The following is a 15428-nucleotide window of genomic DNA, read 5'->3' on the forward strand; positions in this document are numbered from 1 at the left end:
CTTCATTATTACAGCGATTGAAAAGATTGCTATTACAGACTGCACTGCCTATCGTAATAGGCGCTCCGATCGAGCGCGCCGCCGCTGTGCGCGTAAAATTCCGCGTCGAGCCGGAACATGCCGTCCTTCGCTTCGATCCATGCGCCCCCCGGCCTCGGATGGCGGCGCTTCATCGCGTCCCAGTGCCGGTAGTTCTGTCCGCCGTTGGATTCGATCAGCCCCATGGTCAGACCGGGCAGCGGCGCGAGGCGCGCGGCCAGATTTTTGTTCCAATCGACCATGATCGGGCTGGCCGTCAGGTCCGCGCAAAAGCAAGGGATGCCGTAAACGGCCGCCGTCCGGGCAATCCGCAGGCTCATGCTCATCGTTTTGGCGACGGGCTTGAGCGCGAACGCCCCGTAGCCCATTTGAATGCGCGCTATCGCATCCCCTTCGTCGTGCACGCTCTCGTCGCCGGCCACCCGGACCGGCACGTCCGCGACGCTCGCATCGACATGCTCGAGGAAGGGCTCCTCTACTACCAAAATGCGGTCCAGCGCGCCGATCCGGTCCGCTGCCTCGATCAGCCGCCGCAGCGGCTCCAGGCCGCCGTAACGTCCGTTGATGTCCAGGTAATAAGCGATCCGCCCGTTCTCGGTATGCGGACATTCACGGCGGTCCGCGATCCGGTGGATCTCCTCGAGCCGTCGGATATCCCATGCGAGCATCTTGTCGGGATCGCCGTCGCCGTCCGGATCGGAACCGAGCTTGATCTTCAGGACGAAGTAGCCCTCGTTCAGCAGCGCGTCCACGTCCGCCGGCGTCATCCCATAGGAGACGACCGGCGTACAGGCCAGGCGGTCGTGACGGGCCGTCAGTGCGGACCGGCAGGCCTCGGGGATCAGCTCGAAAAAGGAGACGTCCGGATGCCGCCGGGCGAGCAGCGCCCAGGCCGCGTGATCCACGGGCACGAGCGCGTTCAGCGCGAAGGTCGCGCGCAGCGAGCTGCCGGTCCAGGCACGATCGGCGTATTCGCGCGCCCGGCCGATCAGGCCGTCCAGCAGGTCGAGCGGCGTTCCGAAGGTTGCGCCTTCGGCCCCCGTAAGCGCATGCGCAGCGATCGCCTGCATGAACGCGTTGCCCCGTTCATGGCCCCATCGCGCGTGCACGTCGGGGTCGGACCACAGCACGCTCTGGACGCCTAGCCCGGTTGCCGTGTTGCCGATGTCGTCCTGCAGGCAGACGACGGACTGCCACAGCTCGTCGACGTACCCGCCCTTGAAGCCGAACGGCGCCGCGAGGGACTCGCGTATCGCGCTCAGACTCGTCTTCTTGATCGTGATCATCGCGTCAGCCCTCTTGCTTTCATTCGATATTGCGCGGCGAACGCCGCTCCGTCGTACCCCGGCTCGGACGAGACCGCCGCTTCTTCGAGGGCGACCGCCCGCCCGCCCTCCAGCAAGGAGCGTCTTGCGGCAAGCGCCGCGAGCTCCGCCTCGAGCAGTTCGCCCAAAGGCGGGAAGGGGGAAAGGGTCGTGCTTTCGCCCGCCAGATCGGGCAGCGCGGCCGCGAGGAAGGAACGGTATAGCCGGTCCGCATCGACCTGGATATGCCGGACTTCGCGCTCAGAGACAATGGTCGCGTAGAAGGGCAAATAGCCCGCGGTCTCGCCGATGCTGAGGAATGCCCTGCGGCCGTCCCGCCAGACCAGCTCCACCTGATGCTGGATGTGCGCGCCGGCCGACCTGACGCTCTCGATTCCCGGCCCCATTATCGCGAGCAGCAGACCGTACGCATGGATGCCGTAGTTGAAGTCGTCGACTGAGCAGCCGGCTAACGCGGTGACGACCTGGTCCCCGGTATCGCGGGAACGGCGCCAAGCCTCGGCCTCCTCGCAGAAGCGCAGCGCCGAGCCGCCGGCGATCCGGACGCCGCCGCGCGCCCAGGCGAGCAGCTGCCGGATGTCGCGTGCGTTGCCCGCCATCGGCTTGTCGATCAAGATCGCCTTGCCCGCTTCGGCAAAGGGGCGCGCCCGCTCCGCATGCAGATCCCAATTCACGCTGTGGACGATGGCCACATCGACGAGCTCGGGCATATCCGCCAGTCTGTCGCAGACGACCGGAATGCCGTGCTTCTCGGCGAATGCGCCGGCCGCGCCCGCATCATGCACCGTGCCGCCGTCGAATACGGCGGTCACTTCGTGTCCCATCTCCCGCAGGATCGGCACCCAGGCGTTCGGGTGAGACGTATCCAGATCGACGATTCCGATTTTCAAAACGAATGCCTCCTCTGCCTGCCGCTGTCCCACGCCTTCCTCATCGTCACGGCTCCATGCGTCCAGGCTCATGCCTGGACCGGTCCGCGCGGGCGAAGTAGTCGTCCAGCAGCTCCAGCCCGAACTCTTCCACGATATCGTCCGCCGTAACGTCCTTCGATTCGCTCGTCAGCAGCACGCATCCGAGATAGCCGGGATCGTGGATGACGACCGACGGGCCGTACTTGCGCTTGATGTCCGGAAACTTGGCGCCGTTCTCGTCGATATGAAGGACGACGTAATCGAGATTGACGCGGGTCGTAATAAAAGAATAGTAGTTCGTGCTGCTGGCAGCCGTTTCCCCGAGCGGCGTCACGATCGTGCAGGGCGCCCCCGCGACCGCCCCCGCGAAGTAGGACCGGCAGGCATATGCCCAATAGCCCTGCATAAGTCCGCCGTGATACATCGAAGGGAACAAGATCAGGTCGGGCTTTTGTGCAGCATAGCGCCGCAGCAGCTGCTCGAAGTTGAGGTCGAAACAGATCGCGGCCGCCACCCGACCGAAGTCGCATTCGAAAATCGGCGCTTCGCGGCCGTACAGGATGTTGGTTTTCTCGTATTCGTCGGGCGTCAGATGGTTTTTGCGGTAGGCGCCTAAGACCTCGCCCGCGCGGTCGATCAGTTGCATCGCGTTCAGCCACATGCCGTCCTCCGCCTCGGTATGCGCCGGATAGGCAATATAGCAGCTGTGCCGCTTCGCGACATCCGCGAAGAAATCGCGGATCCGGTCCTTGCGCGCGCGGTAATACGACAGGCGCCGATCAAGCGGGAAGGTCAAAGGATCCGGGCGGTCGCAGGCTTCCGGCAGGACGATCAGGTCCGGCCGGTCCGGGAGCACCCGGTCGAGCTGCGCCTGCCAATGGGCGATCATGCGCGCGATCGCCTCTTCGTCCGAGACGTCTGACGGCACGGCGAGCGGCCGGGGACCGAGACAGCTGACAGTAACGTAATTCGCCACTTGGCGTTCCGCCCCTTTCTCGTTAAGCCAGCAGGTGCAGCTGATCGGCCCGCACTTCGCCTTCGAGCGGCTCGCCGTCCATGAACGCCTCCGCATCCAGGACGACAGCCTGCGCAAGCCGCTGCAGCCCGTTGTTGACGGCGCCCGCGATATGCGGCGTGAGCACGACGTTCGGCAGACCGCGGAACGGATGATCCGGGCGCGGCGGTTCGGGATCGGTCACGTCCAGGCAGGCGAAAAAACGGCCCTTGCGAAGCTCCTCGGCCAGCGCCTCTTCGTCGATGACCGAGCCGCGGGCCGTATTGATGATCACACAGTCGTCCTTCATCTGCGCCAGCCGTTCTCGGTTGAACATATGATGCGTCTCGGGCAGGGAGGGCAGATGGATCGAAATGACGTCGCTCTGCGCGAGCAGCTCGCCGAGCTCCGCCTTGCGCGCGCCCATCTCCTTCGCCCTCGCCTCGCTGACGAACGGATCGTACAGCGCGATGTCCACGTCGAACTGGCGCAGCAGCTTGATATAGTGGGAACCTGCTTTGCCCGCGCCTACGACGCCGACCGTCACATTGTACACCTCGCGAACGTTCGCCCCGTCGCCCCAGCCGCCTTCCCGGGTCTCGCGGACGAGCCGCCACATATCTTTCAGCGACACGATCGTGAAGCCCAGCGCCGTCTCCGCCACGCCCTTGCCCAGCGCCGCCGTCGCATTGGACACGCGGATGCCTCTGTCCCACAGGTCCTGCGTGACGATCGGCTTCACCGTGCCCGCGGCGTGCAGCACCAGCCGCAAATTCGGCGCCGCGTCCAGCACCCGCACGGTCAGCGGACCGCAGCCCCAGGACGTGATCGCGATGTCGGCGTCCCGGATGAGCGTCTCGAGCTGCGCTTCCGACGGATCGCCCGCCGTGTCGTTCACGACCACGTCGCCCAGCTTCCGCAGCCGGTCGAGATGCTGCTGTTTAAATACCTTTTCCCGCTGTTCCTTGCCCTGCAGCAGCGCGATTTTCATCCTAGTCGCCTCCCGTACCGCGCAGAAAATAGACGGGGACGAGCCCCTGTCTATTTTCGCGTCGGCCTGCTATTCGAATGCTTCGTTTAACCGATCAAGACTTGCCGTTCGCCGCCAGCCATTCGTTCAGCTGCTTTTGCTTCTCGGCGCGGATCTTTTCGGCTCCCGCTTTCTTCAGTTTTTCCTCGTAGATCGGCAGGTACTTCGCCGGATCGAGCGTACCGCTGCCCAGCGAGGCGGCATATTCGCCGTTCACCGCGTTGACGTTGGCAATCTCCGTCTTGACCGCCTCGCCATTGAAGACGAAGCCGTTATACTTGGATACGCGCGCCTCGTTGTTCATCTTGATCGTCTGCTCGATCTTGTCGGCCGGAGAGCCTTCGGGCAGATATTCGTTGGTGATGTTGCCGAAGATCCAGTCCGTGTTCGTGAAATAGCCCGCGTTTTGATCGATCTTGATGAAGTTGCCCGTCGTCTTCGTGTAGTGCTTGCCTTCGATGCCGTAGACGAGCGTGTTATAAAGTTCCTTGTCGGTGTTGACGAGCTCGAGGAACATCATCGCGCGCTCCGGATTTTCGGACGTGCGGCTGATCGCGTTCAACGTGCTGGCCGCACCCGTGAATACCGGCTCGCCGAGCGGCACGAGCACGACGTCGTTGCCGCCGTCGGCTGCCTTATACTCGACCTCGGAGCCCGGCTTGCCCGTCCAGTCGAACCAGACGGCCGTCGTTCCTTTGTTGTAAACATCGGCGGCGGACTTGAGCGTCGCGGCATCCTGGTTGATATAGCCTTTCGTATACCAGGCGTGCGCGAGGGCGTAATTGGCCTTCATCTCATCCGTCACGTCGGGAAGGACGGTATTCGTCGAATCGGTATAGTAGACCGGCACTTTAGTGTCGATGCCGTACAGCAGCGCCGTGTAGAAGCCCTTCCACGTGCCGAACGGCGTAATGCCCGGCTCGCCTTCCTTGATCTGCTTCAGGAACGGCTCGAGGTCCTCCATTTTCTTGATCTTGCTGGTATCGAGGTTGTACTTGTCGATGAACCGCTTCTGAATGACGACGCTCGCGCGCTGCGCGGAGAATTGGAAGTTCGGGACCGCATAGATCTTGCCTTGGAGCGTGGCGTCGTCCCAGAACTTCTTATCCAGCGAATCGTACAGCTTCTGTCCGCTCGTCTTCAGCAGATCGTCGAGCGGCAGGAATGCGCCCTTCAGCTGATTCTGATCGAACTTGAACCACCAGCTGGACGTCCAGACGATGTCCATCTTCTCGCCTGCGGCGGTCATCGTGTTCATCTTCTGCTCGTAGGTGCCGAAGTCGATCGGATTCAGCTTGACCGTTGCGTTGATCTTTTCCTTGGTGATCTTGTTGACCGCGTCGTTCACGAGCTGAAGGTCGGCGTTCGCCGCGTTTTGCGGATAATACCAGGTCAGTTCGACGGGCGGGAGTTCGCTGCCGGCCGAAGGAGAAGCGTTGGAAGCCGATGGAGACGCGCTGGCGGAAGCTGACGGGGAAGCGCTCGCAGAAGCGTTGTTATTGTTGTTGTTGGAGTTTCCGCAGCCGGCGGCCGTGAGCGCCATGCCTAGCGAGATGGAAGCGAGGAGCGTGGTTCGGAAACCGAATTTGCCGATGTTCGTTTTAAGCAAACTAAACCCTCCCAAGGATTAAATAATGGTCCCATCGAATGCTTTGCAGTATGCCTTGCCGTTCGCCCCGGCTTGCCTATGCCTGTCGCGGGCTTTCGGCGAGCCGCTCCCATCGTTCGTCTCTCTATGCGCCGAGAAAATAGACGGGGACGAGCCCCGTTCTATTTTCCGCGCGTTCTTCAATCCGCTAGGCTGCACTTACTTCTTGCCGTTTGCTGCGAGCCACTCGTTCAGCTGCTTTTGCTTCTCTGCGCGGATCGTTTCGACGCCGGCCTTCTTCAGCTTTTCCTCGTAGATCGGCAGGTACTTCGCCGGATCGAGCGTGCCGGTGCCGAGCGACGCGCCGTATTCTTCCTTGACCGCGTTAACGTTGGCGATCTCCGTTTTGACCGGCTCGGAGTTGAAGACGAAGCCCGTGTACGGCGATACGTAAGCTTCATCGTTGACCTTGATCGTCTGTTCGATCTTGTCGGCAGGAGCGCCTTCAGGCAGGTATTCGTTGGTGATGTTGCCGAAGATCCAGTCCGTATTCGTGAAATAGCCGGCATCCTGGTTGATCTTGATAAAGTCGCCGGTCGTCTTCTCATAGTGCTTGCCTTCGATGCCGTAGACGAGCGTGTTGTAAAGCTCCTTGTCGGTGTTGACGAGCTCGAGGAACATCATCGCGCGCTCCGGATTTTTGGACGTGCGGCTGATGGCGTTCATCGTGCTGGCTGCGCCCGTGAACGTGGATTGGGCCAGCGGCGCGAGCACGACGTCGTAGCCGCCGTCCGCGACCTTGAATTCGACCTCGGAGCCCGGCTTGCCGGTCACGTCGAACCAGACGGCCGTCGTTCCTTTGTTGTAGGCGTCGGCTGCGGACTTCAGCGTCGCGGCATCCTCCATGATGTAGCCCTTTGTGTACCAGGAATGCGCAAGCTCGTAGCTATGCTTGAGTTCGTCCGTTACATCAGGCAAGACGGTGTGCGTCGTATCGTCTCTGTACACCTCGACCCTGTTGTCGATGTTGTACATCAAGCCCGAGTAGAAGCCTTTCGTCGTGCCGAACGGCGTGATGCCCGGCTCGCCGTCCTTGATTTGCTTCAGGAAAGGCTCGATGTCGTCGATCTTCTTGATCGTGCTGAGATCGAGGTTGTATTTGTCCACGAACCGCTTCTGGAGCACGAGCGAAGGGCGGCTGGCCGAGACCTGGAAGTTCGGCACGGCGTAGATCTTGCCGTCCAGCGTGGCGTCGTCCCAGAACTTCTTTTGCATCGAATCGTACAGCTTCTGTCCGCTGGACTTCAGCAGGTCGTCGAGCGGGAGAAATACGCCCTTCTTCTGGTTCGTATCGAACTTGAACAGCCAGTTGGAGGTCCAGATGATGTCGATCTTCTCGCTGGCCGCCGTCGTCGTATTCATCTTCTGCTCGTAGGTGCCGAAGTCGATCGGCATGAGCTTGATCGTCGCGTTGATTTTTTCTTTCGTAATTTTGTTGACCGCATCGTTCACGAGCTTCAGGTCGGCGTTCGCCGCGTTTTGCGGGTAGTACCAGGTAAGCTCTACAGGCTCAAGCTCGCTGCCGGCCGAAGGAGAGGCGCTGCCGGAAGCCGGCGCCGAAGCCGTGGAGCCGGCGCTGCCGGACGGAGCTGCGCTTGGCGAAGCGTCCGTATTATTGTTGTTGGAATTGCCGCAGCCTGCAGCCGTAAGCGCAGCCGCAAGCGAGATCGACGTGAGGAGCGTCGTCCGGAATTTAAATTTGACGTTGTTTGTTTTTTTCAACATGAACCCTCCCGAGAAAAGTTGGATGATGATGCCTATCTATAGATTAAAGGCCGCCGCGCAACCGTACCGCCTTCACCGCCTTTCCCAGCGCCTTTAATGGGATATCCCGATATTCGGTCGTTCTTAACCCTTGATCGCGCCTACGGTCAGGCCTTTGACGAAGAAGCGCTGGAAGAACGGGAAGACGAGCAGCATCGGACCCGCGGACATGATGGCGATCGCGAACTTGGCCGCGGTCTTCGGGAAGTTCGCTAGATTGAAGTTGGACATGACGAGCGCGAATTCCGGCCGCGAGGTGATGAAGTCGAGCGAGTTCATCGTCCGCACCAGCAGCAGCTGCAGCGGCACCAGCCGCTCATTGTCGATGAACAGCAGCGCGTTGAACCATTCGTTCCAGTAGTTGAACATGATGAACAAGCCGAGGGTCGCGAGCGACGGTTTGGACAACGGCAGGATCAGCTGCGCGAAGATTCGCCATTCCCGCGCGCCTTCCACCTTGGCGGATTCGATGATCTCGAACGGAATCTTGGACATGAAGCCCTTCATGATCAGCACGTAGAACGGACTGAGCATCCCCGGCACGATCAGCGCCCAGATCGTATCCTTCAAGTGCAGATATTGCGTGACCAGAATGTAGAACGGGACGAGCCCGCCGCCGAACAGCATCGTGAAGAAAACATAGAAGGAGGTCGGACGCACAAGGCCGTAATCTCTTCTCGACAGCGTATAGCCCATGCTGGCCGTCAGGATCAGGCTCAGCACCGTGCCGACGACGGCGACGAAGATCGTCACGCCGTAAGCGCGCAGGATCGCATCCGGCGACTTGAAGAAGTATTCGTAAGCCGCAAAGGAGAATTTGTCCGGAATCATCCGGTACCCGTGGTGCAGGATCGAGTTTTCATCCGTCAGCGATACGATGATCACGAGTGCGAGCGGCACGAGCATGCTGAGCGTGATCAGGATAAAGATGAGATGAATGATCAGCGTCGACCACTTGAAGGAAGACTTTTTGGCGGTCGTGGACTTGGCGGTCGTTGTCTTTGCGGGCATAGACTTGGCTGGCATAGAATTGGCAGGCATGGAGCTGTCCTCCTTAGAACAAGGAATTTTCTTCGTTGATTTTGCGGACCGTGTAATTCGCGGCTACGACGAGCACGAGACCGACCACCGATTGATAGAGACCGACGGCGGAGGCCATGCTGACGTCCCCAAGCTCGCTGAGCGCCCGATAGATATAGGTGTCGATAATATCCGTCGTGGCATACGTCATGCCGTTGTTGTTCGGGATGAAGTAGTGAAGGCCGAAGTCGCCGCGGAACATATTGCCGATGCTCATGATCAGGAGAATGATAATGAGCGGAGTCAATTGGGGAAGCGTAACGTTGGTAATCATTTGCCATCGTTTGGCGCCGTCGATCTTGGCCGCTTCGTACAGTTCCGCGTCAATGCCGAGAATGCCGGCGAAGTACACGAGCGCCGAGAACCCGATCGCCTTCCACAGGTGGACCGCATTAAGAATGTAGGGCCAGACGTTGGCCTTGAAGTACCATTGGACCCGATCAAGCCCGATCCCCTCGAGCCAGCCGTTCAAGAAGCCGTTCTGATGATCGAGAAACGCCATCGTGATGTAGCTGACGACGACCCACGACAGGAAGAAAGGCAGGATCATCGCCGTCTGGTAAATCTTCAGCCACTTCTTGGCGACTTCGTGGAGCAATATGGCCACCGCCAGCGAGAATACGGTCGTCATGAACATGTAGCCCAAGTTGTACAGCACCGTGTTCCGCGTGATCCGATAGGCGTTTTCGCTCTCGAACAGAAACTTGAAGTTTTTAAAACCGACCCATTCGCTACCCAGAATGCCCTTGTCGTACACGTAATTTTTAAATGCGATAATTACGCCGAACATCGGGACATACGACATGATGAAAATGTAGATGATCGCGGGAAGCGAGAAAATAAACAATTCGCCGTTCCTGCTCACAAACTTTAAAAACTTGCCGCGTTTCATCGGCCGGCGTCCTCCTTGCTGCTTGGATTTGCGTCTTGCGTCGAGCTCTGACCTGACGATATCGCTGTTTTGGGGCGTAGAAAAGTGAAGAAATCGTACTTTCCTCTCCGGTCGAGTGCGCGATTTGTTTTTTACTGCCCGATTGCGCACGCAGCCCGGAAAAACGAAAAAAGCCGCGAAGCGGACGGGAGAAATCCCGTCGTTCGCGGCTGCGGCGTCGTGCATGCGGGGCAATAGTAACGATGTGGCATAGGCTTATTTCAGTGGAAACCGGTGGTTGGACTGGGCATAGCGGAAGTTTGTTCAAGTTTGTTCCGCTATCGGCCCAGCTACTTCTTACCCCGCGCCTTCAACCATGCGTCCAGCTGCTTCTGCTTCTCCTGCACGATCACGCCGGCTCCCGCCTTCGAGAGCTTGTCTTCATACTCCGCAAGGAAGCGGGCCGGGTCGATTGTGCCCGTGGCGAGGGCTGCATAATACTCGTCGTTGACGGCACGGACGTTCGCGATCTCCGTCTTGACCGGATCCGAATTGAATTCGAATCCTTCGAAGGCGGAGACGGACGCTTCTTCATTCGCCTTGATCGTTTGCTCGATCTTGTCGGGCGGGGAGCCCTCCGGCAAATATTCGCCCCGGATGTCGCCGAACACCCAATCCGTATTCGTAAAATAGCCGCCGTCCGGATTCACTTTAATGAAATTGCCGGTCGTTTTCGTATAATGCCTGCCTTCGATGCCATAAACGAGCAGGTTGTACAGCGCCTTGTCCGCGTTCACGAGATTCAGAAGCATGACTGCCCGATCCGGATGCGCCGACGTTCGGCCGATCGCGTTCATCGAATTGCCCGCCCCGACGAAGGCCGACCGGACGAGCGGCACCAACTGCACGTCGTAGCCTCCGTCCGCCGCTTTGTACTCGACTTCGGAGCCCGGCTTGCCCGTGATATCGAACCATACCGCCGTGTTTCCTTTATTGTAGGCTTCCACCGCATCCTTCAGCGTCGCGGCGTCTTCATTGATATAGCCTTTCATATACCAGTCATGCATCATCGCAAAATTGGTCCGCATCTCCGGCGTCACGTCCGGGAGCACGGTCGGCGTCGGATCGTTCCGGTAGACGGGCACGATCCAATCGATGCCGTAGAGCAGGTTCGTATAAAAGCCTTTGGTCGTGCCGAAGGGGACGATATCCGGCTCTCCTTCCTTGATCTGCTTCAGGAAAGGCTCGATATCTTCGATCCGCTTGATCTTGGAGACGTCCAGCCTGTATTTGTCGATGAATCGCTTCTGAATGACGAGACTAGGACGCATGGCGGAGATCTGATAGTTCGGGATCGCGTATTGCTTTCCGCCCAGCTTGCCGCCGTTCCAGTATTTCTCGTCCATGGACGCGAGCAATTGCCCGCCGTATCGGCTAAGCTGCTCGTCGATCGGCTGGAATACGCCCTTTTTTGCATTGATCGTCCATTGAAACAGCCAGTTCGAGGTCCAGATGATGTCCATCTGTTCGCCGGAAGCGACGATCGTGTTCAGCTTTTGCTCGTAATTCGAGAAGTCGATCGGGCGCAGGTCCACGGAGGCGTTCAGCTTCGCCTGCGTGATTTCATTTACCGCATCGTTCACGAGCCTTTGATCGGGATTGGACTGGTACTGCGGATAATACCAGATCAGGTTGACCGGATCGAGCCCGGTCGCCGATCCGCTCGCAGCTTCTTCTTTCTCGCCGCCCCCCGCACATCCGCCAAGGCATGCCGCGCACATCGCGCAAACGGCCAACGCCCGCGCCAGCCGGAGCCAAATCCCCCGTTCAATCGCATGGTCCACGTTCAACCGCCCCCTCGCTGCCGATCATCGGATTCTGTATGTCGCGATCGTTCACTTATGTACCAATATAGCAATTCGATCGGCCCCTTGAACATACAAAAGTGCAATATCGCGTGCTTCGAAGATTCGAGTCCTCTGCTAAGCTAGCCTCATACGACCCGGCCCAGCTTCCGGGATCGACGCGTCTTAACGAGGAGGATTCACATGACATTCGAATGGCCTTCCCTGCGTAAGGCAACCGTCGCCGCCGTATGCGCCGATCGCAGCCGGCAAGGCGAGTTCACGGCATCGGAAGCGGACGACGATCCGACGTTCCGAATGGATCGGCTCGTCGTATCGCTGTCGTCCGGCGACGGCACCGACGCGCAGACGATATCCGTCCGCAACGAAGGACCGGAACCGCTATCGCTGCGGGAAATCCGGCTGGAGTGGTCCGCCGCACGGCTCGGCGACCGGCTGGATGCGCGGGACTACGTCCAGCTCCACCATACTCGCGATTTCTCCGGTCTATCCGGCGTACGCCCGATCCATCGGCCTGCGGCATGGTCGCCCGCCGCCGAACCCTCGGGGATGGTGAGCGTGTTCTGCCGCCGGCGGACGGGCGACTGCGTCCTGCTCGGCGCGCTGCCGCCCTACGGCGACTGCTTCGTCGATATCGCCGTCCTGCACGCGCAGGCCCATCGCGACGGGCTCTTCGGGCTCGGCTTCCATCTTCGCGCGCCGCGAAGCATCGGCCCCGGCGAGCGCGTCGCCCTGGCGAATCTCATCGTGCTGCAGGGGGACGACGGCAACGCGCTGCTCTCCGAATACGCGAACTTGATCCGGCAGCGGCTCGCCGCGATGAAGTTCGAGCCGCCCGCTGCGCGGATCACCGGCTGGAACAGTTGGGACTACTACGCGGGAGCTGTGCGGGCCGAGGACGTGCTGGCCAATGCGTCCGCGGCAAGCGCGCTGTTCGGCGAGCGACTGCGATATATCGCAATCGACGAAGGCTACGAATGCCAGTGGGGCGTCTGGGATGCCGGCTGGAAATTCCCGCAGGGGCTCGAGGATCTCTGCGCGCAGATCCGCGCCGAAGGCTTCGAACCCGGCATCTGGACGGCACCGCTCATGGTGAGCGTCTATACGCCGCTGTACCGCGATCATCCCGATTGGTTCGTCGGTGACGAGATAGGCAATCCCTATGCGCAAAACGCCGGTTACGGCAGCATGGTCCAGCTGGATATTACGCATCCGGAAGCCGAGGCGCACATTCGAGAGACGTTCAAGCGTCTGCGCGCCGCGGGATTCGCTTATTTCAAATGCGACTTCGCCCAGCTGCTGCTCGGCGCCTCGACCTTCCATGCTCCGCGCATGTCGCATGCCGGCATGATACGGCGGCTGTTCGAGGTCATCCGGGAGGCGATCGGACCCGACGCCTATCTGCTTGCCTGCGGCGCGCCCTACGAGTCCGTCATCGGCATCGCGGACGCGCACCGGACGACAGGCGACATCCACAATTATTGGAGCCATATCCGTCACAACATCCGCTCGATGCTGGCAAGATGGTGGATGCAGGGAGCGATCGGCAATACGGATCCCGATACCGCAATCGTTCGCTGTCCCGATACGACGGACGACCGTCAGCTCAACCGGCGCTGGGGGCTGAACCCTTGGGGGCTCGGCGCCGGATGGGCCGCGGGCAGAGAGATGAATCTCGAGGAAGCCAAGACGCTGCTCCTCGCCTGCTATGTAACGGGAGGCGACCTCCTGCTCGGAGACGCGCTCCCGAAGCTGAACGCCGCCGGCATCGAGCTGCTCGCCCGCCTTCTGGAGCATCCCGTGCGGCGCGGCATCCCGCTCAACCTGTTCGAGCCGGACGGCGACGAGCTGCCGATCGTGGCGGCCGAGACGGTCGATCCGAACAAGAGACTGCTCGTACTGTTCAACCTCGGCGACGATTGCCGGACGCAGAAGGTCCCTGCGGACTTTCTCGCGCCATACTGCGCATGGACGGCATTCTGGAGCGGCGAGACCGTGCCGTTACCGCACGCCGGAGAAGTCGCGCTCGAACCGAGAAGCGCGACCGCCTGGTGGGTCGAACGTCGTTAGGTGCCGGCCGCGCAGCCCGCCGCCACGGCTGGATCAATGCGCTTGAGGGCCGCCCGCCAGCTCGCCCAGCAGCTCCGCGATCAGGCCGTCGTAGTCGGCTTCGTCGAGCGAGATCAGCTCCTCGATCCGCCGCCTTGCGTCCCGGTTCAGATCGGCCGGGCTCTTCCAACGGATCACGCTTCGCATGCGCGAATCGAGCCGCTCGCGGTCGCCGCCCTCGCGAACGTAACGCGCGATGATCTCGTAGTCCCGGATCCCCTTCTGCAGCAGCTTATAGCGCAGACTCAGCAGCGGACGGCCGTCCCGGCCCGGGTAGACGAAGTTGGTATCGCCCGCCGGGAAAAACGGATGGTGATACGAGATTTTGCAAAGCGGGTCGGTCGGCCATACCGTATAGTTCCAGCGTAGGAAGCCGTCCAGCTTCAACTGCCAGACGATCCAGGGAATGGCTCGCGCCTCCAGCAGATGAGAGTTGATGAACGTGTTCGGATGCTTGACGTCGCAGGCGACGTAATAGAGCGTTCGCCCGGTCTTGCCTTCCCGCATGGTCAGAATCTGCTCATGCTCCTGCCCTGCGCAGTCGAGGATCGGCACGTGATCCACGATCCCCTCCTCTTCCATGAACGACGCGTGGGCGATAGCGGCTTTATATTGGAAAGAAGGCGCCATCTTGCGCATCGCGCCAAGCCGCTTGCGGAACAGCGGCAGGTCGGAAGGCTCGTCGGCCAGCAACCGCACGCGGTCGATCCACCCCCGATCGGTAAAGTGCTTCTCCAGCGCGACGACGTACGCTTCGAACTCGCTCCGCTCCCGGATGAAGCGGTACGTGCCGCTGGCTTCGTCGCGGTACCGGATGCGTACGGCATCCGGATGATCCGCAATGATGCCGCCGTAGCCCGCATCCTCGTACACCCAGATGTTCAGCAGTCCGAACACCTCGATCTCGTCTTTGATCCCATGCCGTTCGCACAGTTCCACGTACCGGTCGAGCGCGCGGTAGTCGTAGGCCCACGTGCCGTCCGTCCGCTTCGCCACGCCGACGATGCTGTACTCGAACAGATTGGCGGGATCGATCCGGTCGTAGCAGGAAGCCTGCCCGGACCAGGGGATCTCGGAGACGACGAGCGAGACCGCCTTCTGTCCGAGCGCAGCCAGAGAAGCGACGTAATGCTCGAGCACCTCGAAGTGGCCGTCGCTCCACAGCTCGGCGTCGTACTTGCGCGCGATGTTGGCGTTGTGCTGCCACAGGTCGAGATAAAACGTTTGGTCCGAGGGCGCAACCAACGTCACTTCGTGTACGACGATCTCAAACGTCAGCGTCGCCTCCACCCGCTCGTCCTCGAACATCCGTCGGCGGTAGACGGTGATCTCCGCCCGATAAACGCCAGGAGCCGCGCCCTCGCCGATCTCCGCTTCGATCCAGACCGGCTGCACTCGCCGTCTGTCCACGCGGAGCGACGTCTGCCGCAGGAGGATGTCCGATTTAAGCTGCCGGTCGTCATCTTCGACGAGGCCGACCAGGCTCGCGCGTACGCTTCCGTCGGCGAGGCCCGGCACCTTCGCGCTTACGCGCAGGACGTCGATCGGTCCGCGCTCGTCGAACGCGGCATCCTCGCCGACGCAGACCAGCAGCTCCTCGTCCGCATAGATCAATAGCTGCGCGGCCGCCCGGTCGCGGCGCCCGCAAGTCAGCGAGACATCGCGGTCCGGATCGAACGGCACGCCGTACTTGTGATAGACGCCGAATACGTATTTGTAGCTGTCCGGGGCGAGCCCCATAGTGATGTTCATTCCCTATTCCTCCTGCGTGAAAATGCGCGAAGGCGCATAC

General features: G+C 60.7%; 11 protein-coding genes. 1 reads left to right on the forward strand and 10 read right to left on the reverse strand.

The genetic code is table 11. The features are described 5' to 3' along the window. Positions 1–32: 32 nt before the first annotated feature. The 9 genes from KB449_RS22345 to KB449_RS36570 form a co-directional block, all read right to left on the reverse strand. Positions 33–1325, reverse strand: a complete 1293-nt coding sequence (locus KB449_RS22345) for an enolase-like domain-containing protein (protein ID WP_282910459.1) — start codon at positions 1323–1325, stop codon at positions 33–35. Next, positions 1322–2254: a Gfo/Idh/MocA family oxidoreductase gene (locus KB449_RS22350; protein WP_282910460.1), complete on the reverse strand. Its 933-nt coding sequence runs from the start codon at positions 2252–2254 to the stop codon at positions 1322–1324. Before KB449_RS22350 ends, KB449_RS22345 begins: the two co-directional genes overlap by 4 nt. Before the next feature lie 46 nt (positions 2255–2300). Further along, positions 2301–3251: a carbon-nitrogen hydrolase family protein gene (locus tag KB449_RS22355; RefSeq protein WP_282910461.1), complete on the reverse strand. Its 951-nt coding sequence runs from the start codon at positions 3249–3251 to the stop codon at positions 2301–2303. A gap of 22 nt (positions 3252–3273) precedes the next feature. Continuing rightward, complete coding sequence (locus KB449_RS22360) at positions 3274–4260, reverse strand: hydroxyacid dehydrogenase (RefSeq protein WP_282910462.1); 987 nt, start codon at positions 4258–4260, stop codon at positions 3274–3276. A 94-nt stretch (positions 4261–4354) separates the two neighbouring features. Continuing rightward, entirely contained in the window at positions 4355–5908 is a 1554-nt protein-coding gene (locus tag KB449_RS22365; protein WP_282910463.1) for an ABC transporter substrate-binding protein, read from the reverse strand. A gap of 198 nt (positions 5909–6106) precedes the next feature. Next, positions 6107–7669, reverse strand: a complete 1563-nt coding sequence (locus KB449_RS22370) for an ABC transporter substrate-binding protein (protein ID WP_282910464.1) — start codon at positions 7667–7669, stop codon at positions 6107–6109. Between the two features lie 126 nt (positions 7670–7795). Next, a complete protein-coding gene (locus tag KB449_RS22375; protein WP_350356239.1) occupies positions 7796–8752 on the reverse strand; it encodes a carbohydrate ABC transporter permease in 957 nt (318 codons plus the stop codon). 13 nt (positions 8753–8765) lie between these two features. After that, the gene (locus KB449_RS22380; protein WP_282910465.1) at positions 8766–9683 is read right to left on the reverse strand and encodes an ABC transporter permease; all 918 of its coding nucleotides are present in this window, start codon (positions 9681–9683) and stop codon (positions 8766–8768) included. A 329-nt stretch (positions 9684–10012) separates the two neighbouring features. Next, entirely contained in the window at positions 10013–11506 is a 1494-nt protein-coding gene (locus KB449_RS36570) for an ABC transporter substrate-binding protein (RefSeq protein ID WP_282910466.1), read from the reverse strand. A gap of 204 nt (positions 11507–11710) precedes the next feature. Between KB449_RS36570 and KB449_RS22390 the strand changes: the two genes are divergently transcribed. Then, the gene (locus KB449_RS22390) at positions 11711–13597 is read left to right on the forward strand and encodes an alpha-galactosidase (protein WP_282910467.1); all 1887 of its coding nucleotides are present in this window, start codon (positions 11711–11713) and stop codon (positions 13595–13597) included. Positions 13598–13630: 33 nt separating this feature from the next. Here the strand turns inward: KB449_RS22390 and KB449_RS22395 are convergent, their stop codons facing one another. Beyond that, positions 13631–15388 carry a DUF4091 domain-containing protein gene (locus KB449_RS22395; RefSeq protein ID WP_282910468.1) on the reverse strand — a complete coding sequence of 586 codons (1758 nt, stop codon included), beginning with the start codon at positions 15386–15388 and terminating at the stop codon, positions 13631–13633. Positions 15389–15428 lie beyond the last annotated feature (40 nt).

It is taken from the genome of Cohnella hashimotonis, assembly GCF_030014955.1.
Taxonomy (GTDB): domain Bacteria; phylum Bacillota; class Bacilli; order Paenibacillales; family Paenibacillaceae; genus Cohnella; species Cohnella hashimotonis.

What these genes read in the sequence shown, in the direction of transcription:
- KB449_RS22345 (WP_282910459.1), bottom strand. Translation starts at nt 1,325, where the DNA reads ATGATCACGATCAAGAAGACGAGTCTGAGCGCGATACGCGAGTCCCTC.
- KB449_RS22360 (WP_282910462.1), bottom strand. Translation starts at nt 4,260, where the DNA reads ATGAAAATCGCGCTGCTGCAGGGCAAGGAACAGCGGGAAAAGGTATTT.
- KB449_RS22375 (WP_350356239.1), bottom strand. Translation starts at nt 8,752, where the DNA reads ATGCCTGCCAATTCTATGCCAGCCAAGTCTATGCCCGCAAAGACAACG.
- KB449_RS22380 (WP_282910465.1), bottom strand. Translation starts at nt 9,683, where the DNA reads ATGAAACGCGGCAAGTTTTTAAAGTTTGTGAGCAGGAACGGCGAATTG.
- KB449_RS22390 (WP_282910467.1), top strand. Translation starts at nt 11,711, where the DNA reads ATGACATTCGAATGGCCTTCCCTGCGTAAGGCAACCGTCGCCGCCGTA.
- KB449_RS22395 (WP_282910468.1), bottom strand. Translation starts at nt 15,388, where the DNA reads ATGAACATCACTATGGGGCTCGCCCCGGACAGCTACAAATACGTATTC.